Annotated in this window: 19 protein-coding genes; 7 read left to right on the top strand and 12 right to left on the bottom strand. The window is 69.2% G+C overall.

Going from position 1 to position 18,557, the window contains the following annotated elements:
- Nucleotide 1 precedes the first annotated feature (1 nt).
- Complete coding sequence (locus tag QCD70_RS11720; protein WP_301216393.1) at nt 2-853, bottom strand: alpha/beta fold hydrolase; 852 nt, start codon at nt 851-853, stop codon at nt 2-4.
- A 59-nt stretch (nt 854-912) separates the two neighbouring features.
- On the opposite strand from QCD70_RS11720, the gene QCD70_RS11715 reads away from it, so the two are divergent.
- Nucleotides 913-1,260: a VOC family protein gene (locus QCD70_RS11715; protein ID WP_301216391.1), complete on the top strand. Its 348-nt coding sequence runs from the start codon at nt 913-915 to the stop codon at nt 1,258-1,260.
- 68 nt (nt 1,261-1,328) lie between these two features.
- Here QCD70_RS11715 and aztD read toward each other — a convergent pair whose 3' ends face one another.
- From aztD to aztB, 4 genes are read right to left on the bottom strand one after another with little or no spacing between them, the layout of a single operon-like run.
- Nucleotides 1,329-2,555, bottom strand: coding sequence for a zinc metallochaperone AztD (gene aztD, locus QCD70_RS11710; RefSeq protein WP_301216389.1), 1,227 nt, complete (start codon nt 2,553-2,555; stop codon nt 1,329-1,331).
- A gap of 32 nt (nt 2,556-2,587) precedes the next feature.
- Nucleotides 2,588-3,517, bottom strand: coding sequence for a zinc ABC transporter substrate-binding protein AztC (aztC, locus tag QCD70_RS11705; RefSeq protein WP_301216387.1), 930 nt, complete (start codon nt 3,515-3,517; stop codon nt 2,588-2,590).
- Complete coding sequence (locus tag QCD70_RS11700; RefSeq protein WP_301216385.1) at nt 3,514-4,788, bottom strand: ABC transporter; 1,275 nt, start codon at nt 4,786-4,788, stop codon at nt 3,514-3,516. The genes aztC and QCD70_RS11700 overlap by 4 nt, the downstream gene beginning before the upstream one ends.
- 10 nt (nt 4,789-4,798) lie before the next feature.
- Nucleotides 4,799-5,680 carry a zinc ABC transporter permease AztB gene (gene aztB / locus QCD70_RS11695; RefSeq protein WP_301216383.1) on the bottom strand — a complete coding sequence of 294 codons (882 nt, stop codon included), beginning with the start codon at nt 5,678-5,680 and terminating at the stop codon, nt 4,799-4,801.
- 50 nt (nt 5,681-5,730) lie between these two features.
- Between aztB and aztA the strand changes: the two genes are divergently transcribed.
- Complete coding sequence (gene aztA, locus QCD70_RS11690) at nt 5,731-6,381, top strand: zinc ABC transporter ATP-binding protein AztA (protein ID WP_301216381.1); 651 nt, start codon at nt 5,731-5,733, stop codon at nt 6,379-6,381.
- On the opposite strand, the gene QCD70_RS11685 is transcribed toward aztA, so the two are convergent.
- Both QCD70_RS11685 and QCD70_RS11680 read right to left on the bottom strand, forming a co-directional pair.
- Nucleotides 6,368-6,571, bottom strand: a complete 204-nt coding sequence (locus tag QCD70_RS11685) for a DUF2945 domain-containing protein (protein WP_301216379.1) — start codon at nt 6,569-6,571, stop codon at nt 6,368-6,370. The genes aztA and QCD70_RS11685 overlap by 14 nt on opposite strands.
- 10 nt (nt 6,572-6,581) lie before the next feature.
- On the bottom strand, nt 6,582-6,920 hold the full coding sequence (locus QCD70_RS11680; RefSeq protein WP_301216377.1) for a DUF3140 domain-containing protein: 339 nt from the start codon (nt 6,918-6,920) through the stop codon (nt 6,582-6,584).
- A 131-nt stretch (nt 6,921-7,051) separates the two neighbouring features.
- Here QCD70_RS11680 and QCD70_RS11675 point away from each other — a divergent pair, with 131 nt between their 5' ends.
- The gene (locus QCD70_RS11675; protein WP_301216375.1) at nt 7,052-9,187 is read left to right on the top strand and encodes a heavy metal translocating P-type ATPase; all 2,136 of its coding nucleotides are present in this window, start codon (nt 7,052-7,054) and stop codon (nt 9,185-9,187) included.
- Nucleotides 9,188-9,285: 98 nt separating this feature from the next.
- On the opposite strand, the gene QCD70_RS11670 is transcribed toward QCD70_RS11675, so the two are convergent.
- The 3 genes from QCD70_RS11670 to QCD70_RS11660 form a co-directional block, all read right to left on the bottom strand.
- A complete protein-coding gene (locus QCD70_RS11670; protein WP_301216373.1) occupies nt 9,286-10,485 on the bottom strand; it encodes an ABC transporter substrate-binding protein in 1,200 nt (399 codons plus the stop codon).
- A gap of 106 nt (nt 10,486-10,591) precedes the next feature.
- A complete protein-coding gene (locus QCD70_RS11665) occupies nt 10,592-11,269 on the bottom strand; it encodes a flavin reductase family protein (protein ID WP_301216371.1) in 678 nt (225 codons plus the stop codon).
- Nucleotides 11,259-12,389: an urea carboxylase-associated family protein gene (locus tag QCD70_RS11660; protein ID WP_301216369.1), complete on the bottom strand. Its 1,131-nt coding sequence runs from the start codon at nt 12,387-12,389 to the stop codon at nt 11,259-11,261. The genes QCD70_RS11665 and QCD70_RS11660 overlap by 11 nt, the downstream gene beginning before the upstream one ends.
- Before the next feature lie 115 nt (nt 12,390-12,504).
- On the opposite strand from QCD70_RS11660, the gene QCD70_RS11655 reads away from it, so the two are divergent.
- The 3 genes from QCD70_RS11655 to QCD70_RS11645 all read left to right on the top strand — a co-directional run bounded on the left by QCD70_RS11655 (nt 12,505) and on the right by QCD70_RS11645 (nt 14,863).
- On the top strand, nt 12,505-13,245 hold the full coding sequence (locus QCD70_RS11655; protein WP_301216367.1) for a GntR family transcriptional regulator: 741 nt from the start codon (nt 12,505-12,507) through the stop codon (nt 13,243-13,245).
- A 65-nt stretch (nt 13,246-13,310) separates the two neighbouring features.
- On the top strand, nt 13,311-13,982 hold the full coding sequence (locus tag QCD70_RS11650; protein WP_301216365.1) for an LON peptidase substrate-binding domain-containing protein: 672 nt from the start codon (nt 13,311-13,313) through the stop codon (nt 13,980-13,982).
- On the top strand, nt 13,979-14,863 hold the full coding sequence (locus tag QCD70_RS11645; protein ID WP_301216363.1) for a hypothetical protein: 885 nt from the start codon (nt 13,979-13,981) through the stop codon (nt 14,861-14,863). The genes QCD70_RS11650 and QCD70_RS11645 overlap by 4 nt, the downstream gene beginning before the upstream one ends.
- Here the strand turns inward: QCD70_RS11645 and QCD70_RS11640 are convergent.
- On the bottom strand, nt 14,852-16,147 hold the full coding sequence (locus tag QCD70_RS11640; protein WP_301216361.1) for a glycosyltransferase: 1,296 nt from the start codon (nt 16,145-16,147) through the stop codon (nt 14,852-14,854). The genes QCD70_RS11645 and QCD70_RS11640 overlap by 12 nt on opposite strands.
- Before the next feature lie 100 nt (nt 16,148-16,247).
- Here QCD70_RS11640 and QCD70_RS11635 point away from each other — a divergent pair, with 100 nt between their 5' ends.
- Nucleotides 16,248-16,766, top strand: coding sequence for a mycothiol transferase (locus QCD70_RS11635; RefSeq protein ID WP_301216359.1), 519 nt, complete (start codon nt 16,248-16,250; stop codon nt 16,764-16,766).
- Between the two features lie 33 nt (nt 16,767-16,799).
- Here QCD70_RS11635 and QCD70_RS11630 read toward each other — a convergent pair whose 3' ends face one another.
- Entirely contained in the window at nt 16,800-18,461 is a 1,662-nt protein-coding gene (locus tag QCD70_RS11630) for an ABC1 kinase family protein (RefSeq protein WP_301216357.1), read from the bottom strand.
- Nucleotides 18,462-18,557: the final 96 nt, after the last annotated feature.

Genomic DNA, 18,557 nt, shown 5'->3' with positions numbered 1-18,557 from the left:
CTCACACCTGCTGTTCCGGTTCGTCGGGGTATTCGGGGAAGGTCGCCAGCTCTTCGTGCCCGCTGATGAAGCCGCCCAGGATCGCGGCCATCACCTCGGGGCGCACGCCGTGGTTCGCCGCGTCGATCTCGACGCTGCGCGCGCCAGGCAGCGCCTCGGCCAGCGCGGCCGCCGCCGGAGGGAAGATGGGCTGGGTCTCGGCGCCCACCATGGCGATCACCGGCTGGGTGACGGATGCCCATTGCTCGGCCCAGGGGGCCTGGTTCGCCTTGTCGAGAACGGCGACGTCGTAGGCGAGCGTGTGCGCGATGGCGAGCATGTCGGGCCACGCGGGCGAGGACTTCGCGCCCTCGAGCCACTGCGGCGGCATGTTCCGCATGAAGTACTCGACGACGGCGCCGCGATCTCCGGACTCGACGAGGTCGTCGATGGTGCGCAGCTCGAGCCCGTCATCGCCTTCTCCTTCGAGAGTGAGCGGAACCTCGAACAGGGCGAGCTTCGTGATGCGCTCGCCCACGCCGGGCGTCGCCGCGGCCCAGAGCGCCAACGCGCCGCCGGAGGAGTTGCCGTAGAGGGCCGCGGGTCCGCCCAGCACATCGAACAGCGCTGCGATGTCGTCGACCTCGCGCTCGACCGCGTAGGGCAGCGTGTCTTCGCTCTCGCCTCGTCCGCGGCGGTCGTAGTTGATGACGGAGAACCCCTGATCGGCGAGCAGTGCGGCGATGTGCGCGGTCGTCGGGTCGAACGCCCGATAGTTCATGGCGCTGCCGACGAGAATGATGGCGTGCGCGCCGCTGCCCAGCCGGTCGTAGGCGATGCGCGTGCCGTCTGCGGATGTCACGAACTCAGTCATACGACGAAGCATACTCAGGGGCTTTCGACCGGCCCCCGCCGCAGCGTAGCGTTTGCGGCATGACACTCACATGGGAAGAACTGGTCGTCGACTGCGAGGATTTCGTGGCGCAGGGTCACTGGTGGGCCGACGCGCTCGGCTGGGAGATCGTCGACGAGGACGACGAAGGCATCGAGCTGCGCAACCCGACAGGTGCCGTCCCGACACTGCTGTTCCTGAACGTCCCCGAGGCCAAGACCGTGAAGAACCGGCTGCACCTCGACTTCGTTCCCGACGACCAGGCGGCCGAGGTGGACCGCCTCGTCGCGATGGGCGCCACCCGGGTCGACGTCGGCCAGGGAGAACAGAGCTGGGTGGTGCTCGCAGACCCGGAGGGCAACGAGTTCTGCGTGCTCTCCGCGAGGTGACCCTTCGCGTGCTGTGACCAACGCATGTTGCCGGTTCGATCAGCCCGAACCGGCAACACGCGCAGCACTCAGCCGGTGACCACCGCGATCTCGTTCGGCGTCGCTGGCAGCTCGGCACTCGTGACGACCTCGCCCGTCTTCACGTCGACGGCGAAGAGGGAGTCGGTCGCCGGCTCGGTCACGTAGGCGATTCCTCCGAGAACCATGAGCGCCGGATGGGCGTCCTGCCACTCGGCCGGACCCTCCCACGCGCCGATCACCGGGTAGCTGGCGCCGAACTCGCCGGTCTCGGGATCGAGCACATGCAGGGCGCCGTCGGAGCCGAGGATGATCGCCTCGTCGCTCGGCCCGCGGGCCACGTCGCGCCAGGTGTAGCCGGCGCCGCCGGGCAGCGTGACGATTGTCATCGTCTTGGCGACTGTGTCGACCAGGGTCAGCTGCTCGAGCAGAACACCCTCGCGATCGGGGTCGGAGTTGTAGTCGCCGACCGCGATCGACGAGGTCTCGGTGACGTACTGGTTTCCGGTGCGGCCGTAGGCATCCGGTGCCTGGATCTTCGTGAACTCGCCGTCGTCGTAGACCAGCACGCCGTCGGAGCATCCGAAGACCGCGACCTCGTTCTTCGCCGCGCCCTCGCCGTGCACAGAGGGGCACTCCTCGTTGCGGGCGATCTCGGTGCGCGACTCATCGAGCACGCGAACGCCGCTGCGCCCCTCGGATGTGCCGATCGTGGTCAGCAGAGTGCCGTCTTCGAGCTCGATCGACACCCCATGGTGCGCCGCCGGTGCCGGTACGACTTCGGTCTTGGGTAGTCCGTCATCCGCCGCCGTCAGCAGCGCGTCGGTGTCGAAGATCGTGGTGTCGCCGGTTCCGTCGGCGAAGAGGATGGTCTTGTCGCCGTGCCGCACCACATGCCCCGGGGTCGGCGCGTCGAAGACCAGATCGGTGAGTTCCGGCTCGGCCGTTTGAGACCCGCCGTCGGCCGTCCAGGTTCCGGTGTCGAGCACCTGGAATCCGTCGGTGGTCGAGACAAGTACATGGCGCCCGTCGCCGGCCGCGTTGATCCGGTTGAAACCCGGCAGCGCGATGTTTGCCTCGAGCTCGAGGGTCGTGCCGTCGAGCACGAGGAGGCCGCCGTCGTAGGTGAGCGACACCCGCGGGGCGGGGTCGGTTGCGGATGCGGCTGCGCCGGCGGTCTGGGCGGGAGCGGCATCGGTCGCGCAGGCGGTCAGCAGGAGGGCCGACGCGGTGACGGCGACGAGCGCGATCCGCCGGGAGTGGAGCTGATTCTTCATTGTTTCCTTTTCTGGGGTGGGGTGGGCATGCCTTATGGAGACAGCCCGGTCGCGATGAGCTCGGTGTTCGAGCGCATCATCTGCAGGTAGGTGCCGGCTCCCCCGCCGGGTTCGCCGAGCGATTCGGTGTAGAGCGCGACGACGTAGACGTCGATGGATGCCTCGTCGGCCAGAACCTGCACCAGGCGGTCGGGCTGCGATGAGTCCGCGAAGATCGTGGAGACCTGCGCCTTCTCGATGGCGGAGACGAGGTCGTCGAGATCGGATGCGCTCGGAGCGGCGAGCGTCGTGCCGCCCGGAATCACGGCGCCGATCACGGTGAAGTCGTATCTGGCGGCCAGATAGCCGAACACGTGGTGGTTCGTCACGAGTTGGCGGCGCTCCTCGGGAATGGCGGCGAAGGCGGCGGTCATCTCGGTATCGAGCTCATCGAGCTGTGCCGTGTAGGAGGCCACGTTCGAAGCGATGGCCGATGCATCGACTCCGTCCGTCTTCTCGAGCTCGGCCGCAATTCCCGCGACGACCTCCACCATGCGCTCGGGGTCTGTCCAGAAGTGCGGATCCGGCGCTCCGGCCGCATCGCCCGACGAGTACTCGAGGGGTTCGATGAGCTCTCCGGCCGTGATCGAGCGAACTCCGGCGTCGGTGGCCGCATCCAGGTTCTTCTCCAGTCCCTCCTCCAGCCCCAGCCCATTCGACACGATGAGGTCGGCATCCTGAATGCGGGCGGCCTCCATCGCCGAGATCTCGAACGAGTGCGGGTCGGCGCCCCGCTGCATCAGCACAAGAACCTCGGCCTCGTCGCCGACGATCTCGTCGACGACATCTCCGAGGATGTTCGTCGAGACGACCACGAGGGGCCGGTCGGATGGGCCGGATGCCTGTGCGCACCCCGTGATGGTGAGCAGCGTCGCCGAGAGCGCGAGACCCACGGACACGTGGGCCGCGCGGATCACCCTCATCGCCCGGTCTCCGCGAGGAAGGCGGGTTCGGCCCCGACGGTGAGCGTGCGAGCGACGCGCAGCCCGTCACCATAATCGAGCTCGTAGACGACACCCTCGGCGGGCGCGTTGAGGTAGACCCGGTCGGCGTCGAGCTGCAGGGTGACGCCCGCCGCCAAGGCGGGATCGGCCAGACTCGTGGCCGCGAGCGGCTCTGTGGCCGCGACCGCCGCACCGGTCGATGGGTCGAGCAGAAGAACTCGGCCGTCTCGAGCGAGCGCCACGGTGTGGTCGTCGCTGTCGGACGCCGCCACGACCCGGGCGAGCGGGACCTCTGTCGGCAGGAAGCTCCACCGGCGGGCGCGGGTGTCGAGCAGCCAGGCCCCGCGATCGCCGGAGACGGCTGCGACGATGGGGCGGCCTCGGCGGTTGTCGAAGTCGGTCGCGCGGTCGGTCGCATCCACGGCCTGGGGGTAGGGAATCTTCTCGAAGTCGACCGCGGAGCCGATGCCGCCGTCACCCGTGCTCGTCGCGAGCAGTGCGCCGTCGGCGCATCCGAAGACCACACCCACGTTCGTCGTGATCGACCCGGCGAGTTCCGCGCATTCGGCCTCGAGACCCTCGATCGCCTCGCCGTCGCGGTCGATCGCACGAACACCGGATGCCAGGCCGTCACTGCCCGCGACCGTCGCGAGTGCGCCGTCGGAGAAGGGAACGACCATGCCCGTATGCGGTGACGATTCGAGCCGGGCGGTCTCGACGATCTCGCCCCGGCCCAATGCCTCAGAATCGAGCAGCAGAGCCACCCCGCTGTCGCCGAACCACACGCCGGTCAGGGATGGCCCGCCCTCGACCACGGCCTCGCCTTGCTCTGTGACCGTGCCGGCACGTCGAGGCTGCGCGGAGTAATAGTGAACGTGGTCCTGATGGTCGACCGTCCACGCACCCGAGTCGAGCACGGTGAGCGTGCCGGTCTCGGCCGACGAGGCGAAGACGAATCGGCCGTCGGTCGAGACAGAGGAGGGAGCATCGACCGATCCGAGCGAGACGCTCGTCTCGTCGAGCAGGTCGACGAGAGTCGCGGCGCCAGAGCGGTCGATGCCGGTGAGGTGCAACTGCGCCTCGGGCATCTCGTCGGCTCCCTCGACGTAGCCGTGGGGCTTCTCGGCCGCCCCGCCGCCGGCCTCAGCGCTCGAGGCGTCTTCGGGCGCCGCGCAGCCGGGTAGAGCCAGCGAGGTGATGAGGGCGGCGGCGAGGAGCAGAGCGGGGCGATGGCTGGATGATGCTGACACGCGGGCCTTTCTAGGCGGTGATCGGTGAGTCGGTCGGATGCGGCGAGAGCGAACGGCGGGCCGACCCTCTCGAGCGGAGTTGTGTGACGAGAGCCCGGCCTCCGGCCGAGAGTGCGGCGAGGACGATGGCTGTGAGGGCGATGGACGCACCGGCCGCCGTGGACGCGTGCCACGAGACGAGCAGGCCGATGAGCACGGCGAGCGAGCCGATCGCCGCCGCGAGCGCCATGGTCGCGGGGATTCCGCGCATCCATTGGCCTGCGGCCACCGCGGGGGCCAGCAGCAGCCCGACGACGAGCAGCGTGCCGACCGCGCTGTACGACGCCACCACCGCGAGGGTCACGAGGCCGGTGAGCACGGTCTGCGCGAGGCGGGGTCGCATTGCGAGCGTGCGGGCGACCCTCGGATCGAAGGCCAGCGCCACGAACGGGCGGTGGAACAGGGTCGCCACCACGAGGGTCAGGAGGAGGGCGGCGGCGAGCAGCAGCACGTCGCGCCAGCCGATGGCGAGCACGTCGCCGAACAGGATCGCCGCGAGGTCGACGGCGAACGAGCGGGAGCGCGACACGATGATCACGCCGAGGGCCAGCATGCCCACGAACAGCAGGCCGATGGTGGTGTCGTTCGAGAGCCGGCCCCGGCGCGAGACGATGCCGACCCCCGCACTCATGACCAGGGCGCTCACGGCGGCGCCGAGCACCACGGGCAGGCCGACGAGCGTTGCGATCGCGACGCCCGGGAGCATGCCGTGGGCCATCGCCTCGCCGAGGAAGGCCATGCCGCGGATGACGACCCAGGTGCCGACGACGGCGCTCATCGAGGCGACCAGAACGCCGCCGACGAGGGCGCGCAGCATGAACTCGGAGGAGAGGGGATCTACGAACCAGGACACGAGAAGTGACCTTACATGAGAATGATTGTCATTAACGATAAGCTCGTCGCATGCAGCCGCCTCGCGACATCTCTTCCCTTGCAGCGCTCGAAATCGAGGTTCGTTTCGACCGCACGACGGCACTGTCGGGCGTGTCGGCCGACTTCACCGCGGGCACCGTGACGGCACTCTCGGGTGGCAACGGCTCAGGAAAATCGACGCTGCTCGGCGTGCTGGCGGGCACCATCACGCCGCAGTCGGGTCGCGTGCTCGGCCCGACGCGGCGGCCGGCCCTCGTGGTTCAGCGCAGCGCGGCGAGCGACACGCTGCCGCTCAGCGTTCTCGAGGTCGTGAGCATGGGCCGCTGGGCACACCGGGGCATGTGGCGGCGACTGGATGCCGGGGATCGCGAGACGGTGCAATCCTGCATGCGGGCCCTCGGCATCCAGAATCTGGCGGAACGCCCCCTCGGCTCGCTCTCGGGCGGCCAGCGCCAGCGCGCCCTCGTGGCCCAAGGGCTGGCCCGACGGGCCGATGTTCTACTGCTCGACGAACCCACCGCGGGCGTCGATGCCGACGCGCAGCACTGCATCGTCGCTGCACTGCGAGCAGAAGCACGACGCGGGGCGATCGTTGTGCACGCCACGCACGAGCCGAGCGTGCTGCACGAGGCCGACGCGATTCTGCGCCTGGAGCGCGGCCGAATGGTCAGGCCTTCGTGAGCGCCGACTCCTTGTGCGCCGCCCGCTTGCCCGACTTGTCGCTCTCGACGAGGTAGGCCGGGTCGTCGCTCGATGCGGTGAACTTCTGGCCGTCGAACGGGAAATCATTCGTCTTCTTCTCGACGACGGTGCCCCGGGTCTCGCCCTGTGGCGTGTTCCAGGTGACTTTGTCGCCCTTCGAGAACGTCATGTCTCGCCCCTTACTTCTTGAGGGGGTCGTGGCCCCAGTTCATGAGTGAGTATCGCCACGGCGTCTCGGACACGTCACCGCTCGGTCGCTGCGCGGAGTGCCGCTTGATGTAGCCGAGCACCGTGCGCATGTGCTCGTAGTCGGCCTTCGTGAGTTCGGACTTCTTCTTCTCGAGGATCGAGAGGATGTGCCGGCCGCTGCGGTGCCCGATCGCCTCGCCTCCCGCACTCTGGCCCACGCTTCGCGACTCGTCGGTCGTCAACCACTTCTCGAGCGCTGCGGGAGTGAGGTTCACCGAATGGGTGAAGTCAGTCCAGACGTCGGCATTGTCGTCATCTTCGTGGCTCATTCCCTCAGTATCGACCCTCGGCGCACTTTCGCCGCAGGGGAATGAAAATCGGCCCCTTTTATGCGAATATGACGCTTTTCTGTCACCCCATATCGATTGCCGCATACCCCCTAGGGGTATATGGTCGACGTATGAGCAACACGCATGAGCACCTCGAGCACACGCACCACGAGCACGACCACACGAGCCACGAGCACATGAACCATGAGGCCCACGACCACATGAACCATGAGGCCCACGACCACGCCGGCCACGACCACTCGGGCCATGGCGGTCACGGCGGTCACGCCGCGCACTTCCGCCGCCTGTTCTGGATCATGCTCGTGATCGCCCTGCCCGTCGTGGCGTTCTCGCCGATGTTCGCGATGCTCCTCGGCTACGAGCTGCCCGACAACCTCGTCGTCAGCGCGATCTCCCCCGTGCTCGGAACCGTGATGTTCGTCTGGGGCGGCGCCCCCTTCCTCACCGGAGGGCTCGGCGAGATCAAGGCCCGCCAACCGGGAATGATGCTGCTCATCGCCCTGGCCATCAGCGTCGCCTTCGTGTCGAGCTGGGGCGCCACGCTCGGCCTGCTCGATCACCAGCTCGACTTCTGGTGGGAGCTCGCCCTGCTGATCGTGATCATGCTGCTCGGCCACTGGATAGAGATGCGCTCGCTCGCCCAGGCGTCGAGCGCCCTCGACAGCCTCGCGGCCCTGCTGCCCGACGAGGCCGAGCGGGTGGATGCCGATGGCTCGGTCGTCACCGTCGCCCCGGCCGACCTCCGCCTCGGCGACACGGTGGTCGTGCGTCCCGGCGGCCGCCTGCCCGCCGACGGCGAGGTGATCGACGGCACAGCCGACGTCGACGAGTCCATGATCACCGGCGAGTCGGTTCCCGTCTCCCGCAGCGCCGGCGACGCCGTCGTCGCGGGAACCGTCGCGACCGACTCGGCCCTGCGCATCCGGGTCACCGCGACCGGCGACGACACGGCACTGGCCGGAATTCGCAAGCTGGTGACCGACGCGCAGAACTCCTCGAGTCGCGCCCAGCGCATCGCCGACCGCGCCGCGGCCTGGCTGTTCTGGTTCGCCCTCGGCGCGGCCGTGATCACGGCGATCGTGTGGTCGCTCGTGGGCAGCCCGAACGACGCCATCATTCGCACCATCACCGTGCTCGTCATCGCCTGCCCGCACGCGCTCGGCCTCGCGATTCCGCTGGTCGTCTCGATCGCGACCGAGCGCGCGGCGAAGGCCGGCGTGCTCGTGAAAGACAGGCTCGCGCTCGAGAGCATGCGCACCGTCGACACCGTGCTGTTCGACAAGACCGGAACGCTCACGACGGGATCGCCGACCGTCACCCACGTGCTCGCGAGCGGCGGCTCAAGCGGCGGCTCGACCGCTGACGCGCGGCTCGGCGACAACGAGTTATTGGCACTCGCCGCGTCTGCGGAGGCCGACTCCGAGCATCCGGTGGCCCGCGCGATCGTGGCGGCCGCCGCCGAACGGGGCCTGACGGTGCCGCGGGCCACGGACTTCCGCGCCTCGACCGCCGTGGGCGTCGAGGCCACCGTCGACGGCCGCGTCATCGCCGTGGGCGGGCCGCGACTGCTCGAGCAGTCGAACGCCGAGGCACTGGATGCGACGCGCGGCTGGTCGGCGAACGGCACGATCGTGCTGCACGTGCTCGCAGACGGCGTGCCGATCGGAGCGATCGGACTCGCCGACGCCGTGCGCCCCGAGTCGAAGCAGGCCGTGGCCGACCTCGCGGCGCGAGGGGTTCAGGTCGTGATGATCACGGGAGATGCGGAGGCGGTGGCGCACTCGGTGGCCGCAGAGCTGGGCATCGAGCGGGTCTACGCCGGCGTGCGCCCGGAGGACAAGTCGTCGACCGTTCGCGAGCTGCAGCAGGAGGGCCGCAAGGTCGCCATGGTCGGAGACGGTGTGAACGACGCCCCCGCCCTGGCCCAGGCCGATGTGGGAATCGCGATCGGCGCCGGAACCGACGTGGCCATCGCCGCGGCCGGCGTCATCCTGGCCGGCGACGACCCGCGTTCGGTCGTCTCGGTGATCGACCTGTCGAAGGCCAGCTACCGAAAGATGACGCAGAACCTGTGGTGGGCGGCGGGCTACAACCTGCTGTCCGTGCCGCTCGCGGCCGGGGTGCTCGCGCCGATCGGCTTCGTGCTGCCCATGGAGATCGGCGCCCTGCTGATGTCGCTCTCGACCATCGTGGTGGCGCTCAACGCGCAGCTGCTGCGCCGCATCGACCTGCGCCTGGGGCGCTGACGCGAGGACCTCGTCACGAATTCAGGAGGAGCGCTCCACCGCGTGGATAGTGGCGGCGGCCACGCGCTCCTCCTGAATTCGTTACGGCACGACCCGGATCAGAAGCCGATCGAGGGATCGATGAACTCGTTCGTCACGATCTGGTCGGGCGTGAGTCCGTCGGCCGGAGGCGTTCCGAGCTTCTCGAACAGCGGCGTCGTGATGTCGATGATCTTCTGCACGCGATCGACGTCGAAGTTGCCCACGGTGTCGTCGGATCCGTTGCCCACGAGTCCCAGCTCGACCTGCGCCTTCACCGAGTAGTCGGCCACACCCGGCGTGTAGACCCAGCCGTTGTCGAACTCGGCGACGGCGTTCAGGATGAGCTCGTTGGTGGCGGCCGGGTCGGCGTAGTAGTCGACCGTCGCCTGCTGGATCACGGGCACCAGCGCGGTGAGGCACGGCGAGAGCTCCTCGAGGTCGCCGGTGCGCACCGAGAGCGCGGAGGCGTAGATCGGGTAGCCCGCGTCGTGGATGAGCTGGAACGCGACCGGCTTGCCCCAGTCGGCGATCTCGTTCTCGTAGACGTAGGGCTCGACGGTCGCGAAGCCCTGCTGGGCATCCTTTCCGCCCGCCGCGATGAAGCTCGCGGGGGTGCCGTCGTAGCCGCCGTCGACGTGCGAGGCGGGCAGGATGCCGCTGCCCATCAGGTACTCCATGTAGGCGGCGCCGCCGAAGTAGCGCACGAACGCGTCGGTCTTGCCGAGGTCTTCGATCGTCTTCACGTCGGGGTAGGTCGCGGGGTCCCACATGATGATCTGCGGTCCCACCTCGAACGGCGCGAACACGGCCGTGGTCGGCATCTCGTCGCTCAGCTGCACGGCCTCGTCGGTGTTGGCATAACCGAGGGTGATGTCGGTGTCGGTGTACTGCTGGCTGGTCACCGTCTGGAAGCCGATGGCCGGCCCTCCCGAGCGCACCTCGACGTTCACTCCGGTGTACTCGCCGCTCGCGAACAGGGGGCCCGAGACCGCCTTCTTCGCTGCGTCGATCGTGGCATCCGGCCCGATCAGCTGGTACAGGTTGCCCTGCTCGGCCTCGGGGTTCCAGTCGGTCTGGATGACCACATTCGCCGGGCAGCCGGCCGCGGCCAGGTCGACGGCGCCGATGGGCAGGTCGACGGATGCCGTGGGCTCGGAATCGGCGGATGAGCCGGTCGAGCAGGCGGCCAGGGTGGCGACGAGCGCGAGCGCGGAGGCCGACGTGGCGACCGTGCGGCCGAGCCGCCGGGAGCGGGTGGAGCGGAGCGTGCTGGACATGATTCTCCTCGAGGTGGATGGTGCGCAGGGGTGGTGTGGTGCGGTCTGGCGGAACGGTCGATGGTGCTGTCGGTGGAGTGACGTCGTGTGTGACGAGCGATCGGCCTCAGGCGAGGGTGTCGATCGCCGTCTCCCGGGCTCCGATCGCGAAGCGGTCGCGGGTGGTCGTGTAGAAGCTGGCGCCGAATCGGGCGACGGGGGCGTAGTCGTGCAGGTGCACGCGCCAGGCATCCGTGTCGATCAGCTGGTCGCGGGTGTGCAGCGACACGATGCGGCCGATGAAGATCTCGCGGCTCGCGGTGTCGAGCTTCTCGTGCAGCACGCATTCGAAGGCGACGGGCGCCGCGGCGATGGTGGGCGGGCCGACGAGGCGCGACGGCACGCCGGCCAGGCCCACGGCGTCGAGCTCGCTGACGCCCGCGGGCATACGCTCCCCGCAGCGGTCGGCTGCCTCGGCGAGCGGTTCGTCGACCATGTGCACCACGAACTCGCCCGTGCGATCGATGTTGCGGGCGGTGTCCTTCTGCGCTCCCCCGGCGAGCCGATTGAGGCTGACGAGCAGCAGCGGGGGCTCCTCGCCGAGCATGCAGAACATGCTGAAGGGCGCGGCATTCACGACCCCGCCCTCGTCGAGCGTGGTCACGAGGGCGATCGGCCGGGGCACGATCAGGCTCGCCATCAGCTTGTAGCGCTCGTACTCGCCCAGCGTCTCGAAGTCGATGTCCTGCGCAGTGTCGACGTGCCGCGCGGGGCCGAGCGCGGCATCCGTGAGATCAGCGCTCATGGGACGCCATCCACCACGAGAACAGCACGTCGCGCAGGCCGTCGCCCCGCTCGGCGTAGCGGGCCGAGAGCCCGCCTCGCCACAGCTCGTCGAAGGCCGCGGCCGTCTCCTCGTCGAGCTCGATCTGCTCCACTTCGACGCCGATCGGCAGCCCCTCGAACGCGGGACGGTACTGCGGGTCGCGGGTCAGGCGCCGCTCGTTTCGGATGGCGGGCTGCGCGAACTGGCTCGGTGTGCGCTGCGAGTCGTATTCGTAGATGGTCGGCACGGCGTCGAGGTCGGCGATGGATGCGCGGAACCTCTGCACTCGCACCGGCTTCAGCGAGAAGTTACTGGTCGGCTGCACGTCGGAGCCGCAGATGTTCGGCACGGCCAGAACATCCATAACGGCGAGCAGCTCGATGTGGTCGCCCGGGGCGGTGTCCTGCCTGCGGATGCGCTGCTGCCCGTCGACCACCTCGGTCGCCATGAAGATGTTGAACGAGTCGTGCACGTCGTCGGGCGTGAGCCCGTACTCGCGCTGCGCCTCGGCCTGGATGTCGGCGCAGTTGGTGTGCTCGCGGAAGCCGTGCACCGACTCGTACATGTTGGCGCTGCACCGGGGGAAGAGCACATCGTTGCAGTGCACGCTGTCGCTCAGGATGAAGAGCATCGCCCGCTCGCGCGGCGGAGCCGACCAGAGGAAGTCTCCGGTCGTGGGGTTGATTCCGTGCAGCGTGCGGGTACGTCCGCAGTGGAAGGCCTCGCGGTAGTCGTCGAGGCTGAAGGCGTTGAAGTCGAGGCACTGCGATCCCTCGATCTGCTCGAGGCGCAGGATCTCGCCGGCGCGCAGTTCGATCGCCTTCCCGGTGCCGGGCTCGAGCACGAACTCCTCGAGCAGAACGCGCTCGGCCCCCGGGGCGATCGCCGACCCGTCGAGCAGCGATTCACGCCACGCGCTCTCGCGTCGACTGGTGGCCGGCATCGGCAGGCGGGCGATCGACCCCGTCGCCGTCTCGAGCACGGCTCGCCGCAGGAGCGCAGTCTGGTCGGCGGCCTCCCCGTCGGCGACCGACCGGGCGATGAGCTCGCGCTGCTGGCGGGTGAGACGCATCGCGGTCGCGGTCGTCGTGGTGGTCATGTCGTCTCCTGGTCAAGCGGTTCGAATGGTTAAGTATGCACACCGCTATGTTTCGGTATACCGAATGACCATGTTACGAGTACGTAAACTCCGGTCGGGCGATTACGATTGACCCATGAGCGACTCCTCCGACGTGCCGGTCTCCCGCGGCGACGGCATCTACCTCGCCCTGCGCGAAGCGATCATGGAGAGCGCACTCGCACCGGAGACGAAGCTGCCCGAAGACGCCCTCGGCAAGAGCTTCGGCGCCAGCCGGACCATCGTGCGGGCAGCTCTTGCGCGACTCGCGGCGGAGGGTCTCGTCGAGGTGGGCAAGACCAAGTCGGCGCGGGTGGCGCACCCCGGCCGCGACGAGGCCCGCGAGGTGTTCACCGTGCGCCGCGCTCTCGAACGGGCGACCGTCGCGCTGCTGGCCGACAGCTGGTCGCCGTCGTACGCCGAGCCCATCCGGGCGCACATCGAGGCCGAGGCCCGCGCATCCGCCGACGCCGACCACAAGCTGTCGGTCAGGCTGGGCGCCGAGTTCCACATCCTTCTCGCCGAGCTCACAGGGAACCGGCTGCTGCTGCGCCACATCAACGAGATCGTGGGCCGCAGCACCCTCATCCTGGCCGTCTACGGCGCCGCGCATCCACAGGCAGACAGCCTGCGCGAGCACGAGGAACTGCTCGAGGCCATGGCGGCGGGCGACGCCGCTCGTGCCGAGGGCATCGTCGACCGGCACATCCAATCGGTCGAGGGCCGGGCACTCATTCCCGACGACACGGTCGAGCGGTCGCTCGACGAGGTCCTCGCGCCGTATTCCTCCGGATCACGCTCCGCCGGATCGCGCCCCGCCGGATCGCGCCCCGCCTGAACCGGTCGCCGCAGAACCGGCGCAATCCCATTGGCAACCCCGGCGCACCGTGCTTGTCTTGAGCCATGCCCGAGATCCCCATGTTCCCCCTCGGCACGGTTCTCTTCCCCTACATGCCGGTGTCGCTGCGCCTCTTCGAGGAGCGCTACCTCGTGATGCTCGCGAAGATGCTCGAGGCCGAGCAGCCCCAGTTCGGAGTCGTGCTGATCGAGCGAGGGCAGGAGGTGGGCGGGGGCGAGCACCGTTTCCAGCTGGGCACGCTCGCGCTCATCACCGAGATGGCCGGCGGAGAGGGCTTCGTGGCCGTGAACGCCGAGGGCGGTTCGCGCTTCGAGGTGGTCGGCTGGCTCGACGACGACCCGTACCCCCGGGCGCAGATCCGCTTCCTCGAGCCGCTCGAGTGGGATGAGTCGCTGCGCTCGCTGCGCGACGACACCGAGCAGGCCGTGCGCCGAGCCCTCGCGGTGGCGAGCGAGTTCACCGAGCAGCGGTGGGCATCCGTCGTCGAGCTCTCGACCGACCCGCTCGAGGCCTGCTGGCAGCTCGCGGGCATCGCGCCGGTCGGCGAGCTCGACCAGCTCGCGTTCCTCGGGGCGATCTCGATGGAGGAACTGCTCACCACCGTTCTCGAACGGGCGACGGATGCGGCCGAGTCGTTCGCGTCGGCCTGGTCGGCCGGCCCCGGCCCGAACAGCACCGACACGCTGCCCGGAGACGAGCTCGAGGACGATCGGTGAGCACTCCGCGAGCGGCGGCCGACGATGCTCAGGCGCCGTCCACGACTCTCTGGTTCAACGGCGCCGTCGCCTTCGTTCTCGCGGGCATCGTCGCCATCACGGTGCACGAGCTCGCCCGATTCCTGACGGCGATCGCGCTGCAGTCGCGGGCGACGCTCTATCCGAGCTACATCGAATTCGACATCACCCAGACGCAGACGCTCATCCTCACGTCGACGGCCGCCGCGGTCACGAGCCTCGTCACCGGATTCGCGCTCATCTTCGCCGCACGCATCTGGGGAGCGGGGATCACCCGCCTCTTCGTCACCTGGCTCGGCTTCATCAGCGTTCAACTCGTCTTCAGCTCGCTGCTGCTGGCGCCCCTCACGGGCGCGGGCGACGCCGCGACCCTGCTGTTCTGGTTCGGAGCCCCGACCTCGCTCTACTGGATCGGCTTCGCGGTCGGTGCCGCGGGAACCGTGCTGCTCGCCCGCCTCTTCGCCACGCGGGTCACCGCGTACGCCGACGGCTCGGTCAGTTCGATGCGCTCCCTCGGAATCGGGTCCTGGGCGGCGGGAACCGCTGTGCTCGTCTTCGTGTACGCGCTCACCTTCACGTTCACGACGAGAAGCCACCCCATCGAGATGGTGAGCGACACGCTCATCGGTGTCGCGGCATCCGGCATCTTCGCCCCGCTGTTCTACCCGTTCAAGGGAACCGTGCGCATGGTCAACGAGTTCCTGCGGTTCAGGCGGCCGACCGCCGCGCTGCTCTGTCTCGTCGCCGCGGGGCTCGTGCTCGTGTTCGTGCTGAACAACGGGGTGGAGTTCAGCCCGGAGACGGCCGGTTCGTCGGTTGCGACGGTTGCGACGGCTCCGGATGCGGCGGCCTCAGCGCGCTGACGAGCCGGCGACCGCCGCGGCGAGCTCCTCGTCGACGATCGCGAGCGTGTCGAGCTCTGCCAGCTCCTCGGCGAACCGTCGCGCCCGGGCACGGTAACCCGCGTCGGCCAGCACGGCGCGCACGGCCGAGCCCACGGCATCCGGGGCCGGAGTGCCGGTGCGCAGATTGATGCCCGCCCCCGACCAGCCGACGCGGGCCGCGACCTCGGGCTTGTCTTCGGTGTCGCCCGCGACGACCAGGGGAACGCCGGCGGCGAGCGCGGCCTGCACCCCTCCGAAGCCGCCGTTGGTCACGATGACGTCGATGAGCGGCAGCAGCCTGTCGTAGGGAAGGTAGTCGGCGACGCGGACGTTGGCCGGAACCTCGCCGAGTCCCTCCGCGGGGCGGCCGCCCATCGACACCACCACCAGCACGTCGTCGTCGGCGAGGGCGGTGATCGTGGGCCTGATGAGGCGGTCGAGGTCGTGATTGTCGATCGTTCCCTGGGTGACGTGCACGACGGGGCGCGATCCGTCGAGGTCGCCCCACCAGTCGGGCAGCGCGGCGCCGCCGTCAGCCGGCAGCGCCCCGACGAAGCGCACGTTCGGCGTGAGGTCGCCGCGGGGGTACTCGAGGGTCGCCGGGCCGAGCTGCAGGAAACGGTCGAAGGCCCCCGAGATGTCCATCACGAAGAGCCCCGACTTCGGAGCCCCGATCTCGGCGAACGCCGCCTGGGCCGCGCGCTGGGTATCGCGGAAGAGCACCCGGCGGGCCAGCGTGTTCAGCGTGCGATTGCGGATGCGGCCCAGCGGCGTCGCCGACGGCGCCATGCCGAGGCCGGCCGGCGCCGTGTCGCGACTGAGTTGGGTGAGCGGGGTCACGCCCACGGCGAGGATCGGCGGGCGCCGCCCATCGGCACTCGTATCGGCCAGCAGCGGCGAGACGCCGCCGAACGCGCCGTCGACCAGGATGGCGTCGATCTGCTCGCGTTCGAGCACGGCCCGCACCGAGCGGACCTGAGCCGGAATTGTCTTGACGAAGATGTTCTGGATGTCGTATTGCGCCTGGGCGAGACCGCGGTACCGCTCGCGATCGGGCAGGTAGCCGGCGACATCCCGGTCGTCGAAGTCCGCGCGGCCTTCGAGGGCCACGAACTCCATGCCCGCGCGCTCGATCTTCTCGGCGAACCTCGTTCCCGTGAGCATGATCACCCGATGTCCGCGCGAGACGAGGTGCGCCCCGATCACCGCCATCGGCGACGCGTGGCCGTGCACCGGAGTGCTGCAGATCAGATAGGTGCTCATGGATCCCCCGCGCTTGCCGTCGAATTGACTATACCGACACATTATCGAAATTGGTCCTCAGGTGCTGGCGCTCCCCTGCCCGACGGAGAAGACTGAAGAGATGACGACCACCACCGACACCCTCGCCGACGCCTTCCAGAGAATCCAGCAGATCGTGCGCCGCACCGTCGGCGGCGCCTCGGAGGAGGTTCTCACGTTCCGCGTCGACGACGAGGCCAACACGGTGGCGTGGCTGGTGTGGCACCTCACCCGTGTGCAGGACGGGCACGTCTCCGAGCTCGCCGGGGTCGACGAGCTCTGGGTCGACGGCGGCTGGCACGATCGTTTCGGCCTGCCCTTCGACGCCGCGGCCACGGGCTACGGTCAGTCCTCGGCCGAGGTCGCGCAGGTGCGCGGCGTCGCCCCCGACGATCTGATCGGCTATCACGACGCCGTCTGCGCCCGCACGCTCGACTACGTGGCGGCGCTGGGCGACGACGACTTCACCCGCATCGTCGACACCTCGTGGAACCCGCCCGTGACCCTCGCGGCGCGGCTCGTGAGCGTGATCTCCGACGACCTGCAGCACGCGGGTCAGGCGTCGTTCGTGCGCGGTGTCGCGGAGCGCACCGGGGCCTGAGTCGCGGCGCGCGGAGCGGGCACTCGCCGGCCGTCAGCTGCGGCGGCGTCTCTGCCGCGACGTCAGCGCGATGTAGGCGCTCAGCGCGCCGCTCGCTCCCAGCCCGATTCCCATGAGCGGACCGCTCCAGCTGCCGAAGCGCTTGCGGTCGCTCACGGCGAGCTCGCCGATGCCCCGGATGAACGCGGCCGCGATCACCCCGGCCACCACGCGGTTGCCCACCTTCTCGACGCGCGCCACCAGAGGGTCGAGCTCGGAGGCGCGCAGGTGCACCTCGATGCCGTTGCGGTCGATCACGTCGAACACCTTGCGGATCTTGTCGGGCAGCTCGATGCCGAGCTCAGCCGCCTCGAGCCCGGCCGCGGCCAGGCGCTTCGCGATCGCCGCCGGTGAGAATTTCGACAGCGCGAGTTTCGTCGCGTACGGCTTGAGAGCATCCCCCAGGCTGAACGTCGGATCGAGCAGCACGCCCATGCCCTCGACCATGAGGAGCATGCGCAGCAACATCACGATGGAGGGCTGCAGCTGCAGCCGGTTGTGCCGGAGCACGGTGAGCAGCTTGTTGATGAGCGCGCCCATGTCGACCTCGCCGAGGCCCTTGCCCCGGTAGATGTCGATGAAGCCCACGAGGTCGGCGCGCAGCGACTCCTGATCGATCGACTTCTTCGAACTCGACAGGGCGATGAGGGCCGACGCCATGCGGTCGGGATCGTGCCTGCTCAGCGCCATGAACAGATCGGCGAGCTGACCGCGGAGGGTCTCGTCGATCTGCCCGACCATGCCGAAGTCGATCAGGCCGATGCGGCCGTCCGGCTCGACGAAGAGGTTGCCGGGGTGGGGGTCGGCGTGGAAGATCCCGTCGACGAAGACCATCTGGGCGATGGCATCGACGGCGTGGGTGATGATGCCGGGGCGGTCGATCCCCGCGGCGTCGAGGCCCGCGATGTCGTCGACCTTGAGGCCCGTGATGCGCTCGAGGGTCAGCACGCGCGTGGTGCTCGTGTCCCAGAAGACGCGGGGGATCTGGATGGTGTCGTCGCCCGCGAAGTTGGCGGCGAAGGTCTCGGCGTTGCGGCCTTCATGCGTGTAGTCGAGCTCCTCGCGCAGTGTGCGCGCGAACTCGTCGGTGATGCCGGTGATGTTGTAGTCGGCCGCGAGCTTCCACTGGCGGGAGGCCCGCACGGCGAGCGTGTGCAGGATCTCGAGGTCGATGGCGATGTTCGTGGCGATGTCGGGCCGCTGCACTTTGACGACGACCTCCGTTCCGTCGTGCAGCGTGGCGAGGTGCGCCTGCCCGATCGAGGCGCTGGCGAGCGGCTTGATCTGGAAGCTCGCGAAGACCTTGTCGGGCTGGTCGCCGAGCTCGTCGACGATGAGGCGTTTGATCACCGGGCCGGGCACGGCCGGTGCGCGGTCCTGCAGCTTGGCCAGCTCGTTCAGGTAGTCGGGCGGCAGGATGTCGGAGCGCGTCGACAGCAGCTGGCCGAGCTTCACGAAGGTCGGGCCGAGCTCCTCGAGTGCGCGCCGCAGATTCTCGGGATTGCTGGCCCGCGACTGCTCCTGCCAGGCGGGCTCGAAGCGCTCGAGGCCGGTGGCCCCGATGATGAAGCTGAGCCCGTGCCTGCTCAGCACGCTGGCGATCTCCCGGTAGCGTTCGAGCCGCGTTCCGACGGCTGCGGCGATCGGATTAGCCACGCGGTGCCCCCTGTGCCTCGGTCATGCGCCCATCCTGCCACGGTGCCCGTCACTAATTCAGGAGGAGAGCGCGGCCGACGCCACTATCCACGCGGC

It is taken from the genome of Agreia sp. PsM10 (genome assembly GCF_030433855.1).
Classification (GTDB): Bacteria; Actinomycetota; Actinomycetes; order Actinomycetales; family Microbacteriaceae; genus Agreia.
The sequence above is the reverse complement of the archived record's forward strand: the minus strand, read 5'-3'. Positions and strand labels throughout refer to the sequence as shown.

What these genes read in the sequence shown, in the direction of transcription:
- QCD70_RS11650 (WP_301216365.1), top strand. Translation starts at nt 13,311, where the DNA reads ATGCCCGAGATCCCCATGTTCCCCCTCGGCACGGTTCTCTTCCCCTAC.
- QCD70_RS11660 (WP_301216369.1), bottom strand. Translation starts at nt 12,389, where the DNA reads ATGACCACCACGACGACCGCGACCGCGATGCGTCTCACCCGCCAGCAG.
- QCD70_RS11670 (WP_301216373.1), bottom strand. Translation starts at nt 10,485, where the DNA reads ATGTCCAGCACGCTCCGCTCCACCCGCTCCCGGCGGCTCGGCCGCACG.
- QCD70_RS11675 (WP_301216375.1), top strand. Translation starts at nt 7,052, where the DNA reads ATGAGCAACACGCATGAGCACCTCGAGCACACGCACCACGAGCACGAC.
- aztC (WP_301216387.1), bottom strand. Translation starts at nt 3,517, where the DNA reads ATGAGGGTGATCCGCGCGGCCCACGTGTCCGTGGGTCTCGCGCTCTCG.
- QCD70_RS11640 (WP_301216361.1), bottom strand. Translation starts at nt 16,147, where the DNA reads ATGAGCACCTATCTGATCTGCAGCACTCCGGTGCACGGCCACGCGTCG.
- QCD70_RS11680 (WP_301216377.1), bottom strand. Translation starts at nt 6,920, where the DNA reads ATGAGCCACGAAGATGACGACAATGCCGACGTCTGGACTGACTTCACC.
- QCD70_RS11715 (WP_301216391.1), top strand. Translation starts at nt 913, where the DNA reads ATGACACTCACATGGGAAGAACTGGTCGTCGACTGCGAGGATTTCGTG.
- QCD70_RS11685 (WP_301216379.1), bottom strand. Translation starts at nt 6,571, where the DNA reads ATGACGTTCTCGAAGGGCGACAAAGTCACCTGGAACACGCCACAGGGC.
- QCD70_RS11655 (WP_301216367.1), top strand. Translation starts at nt 12,505, where the DNA reads ATGAGCGACTCCTCCGACGTGCCGGTCTCCCGCGGCGACGGCATCTAC.
- QCD70_RS11720 (WP_301216393.1), bottom strand. Translation starts at nt 853, where the DNA reads ATGACTGAGTTCGTGACATCCGCAGACGGCACGCGCATCGCCTACGAC.
- aztA (WP_301216381.1), top strand. Translation starts at nt 5,731, where the DNA reads ATGCAGCCGCCTCGCGACATCTCTTCCCTTGCAGCGCTCGAAATCGAG.
- QCD70_RS11635 (WP_301216359.1), top strand. Translation starts at nt 16,248, where the DNA reads ATGACGACCACCACCGACACCCTCGCCGACGCCTTCCAGAGAATCCAG.
- QCD70_RS11665 (WP_301216371.1), bottom strand. Translation starts at nt 11,269, where the DNA reads ATGAGCGCTGATCTCACGGATGCCGCGCTCGGCCCCGCGCGGCACGTC.
- aztD (WP_301216389.1), bottom strand. Translation starts at nt 2,555, where the DNA reads ATGAAGAATCAGCTCCACTCCCGGCGGATCGCGCTCGTCGCCGTCACC.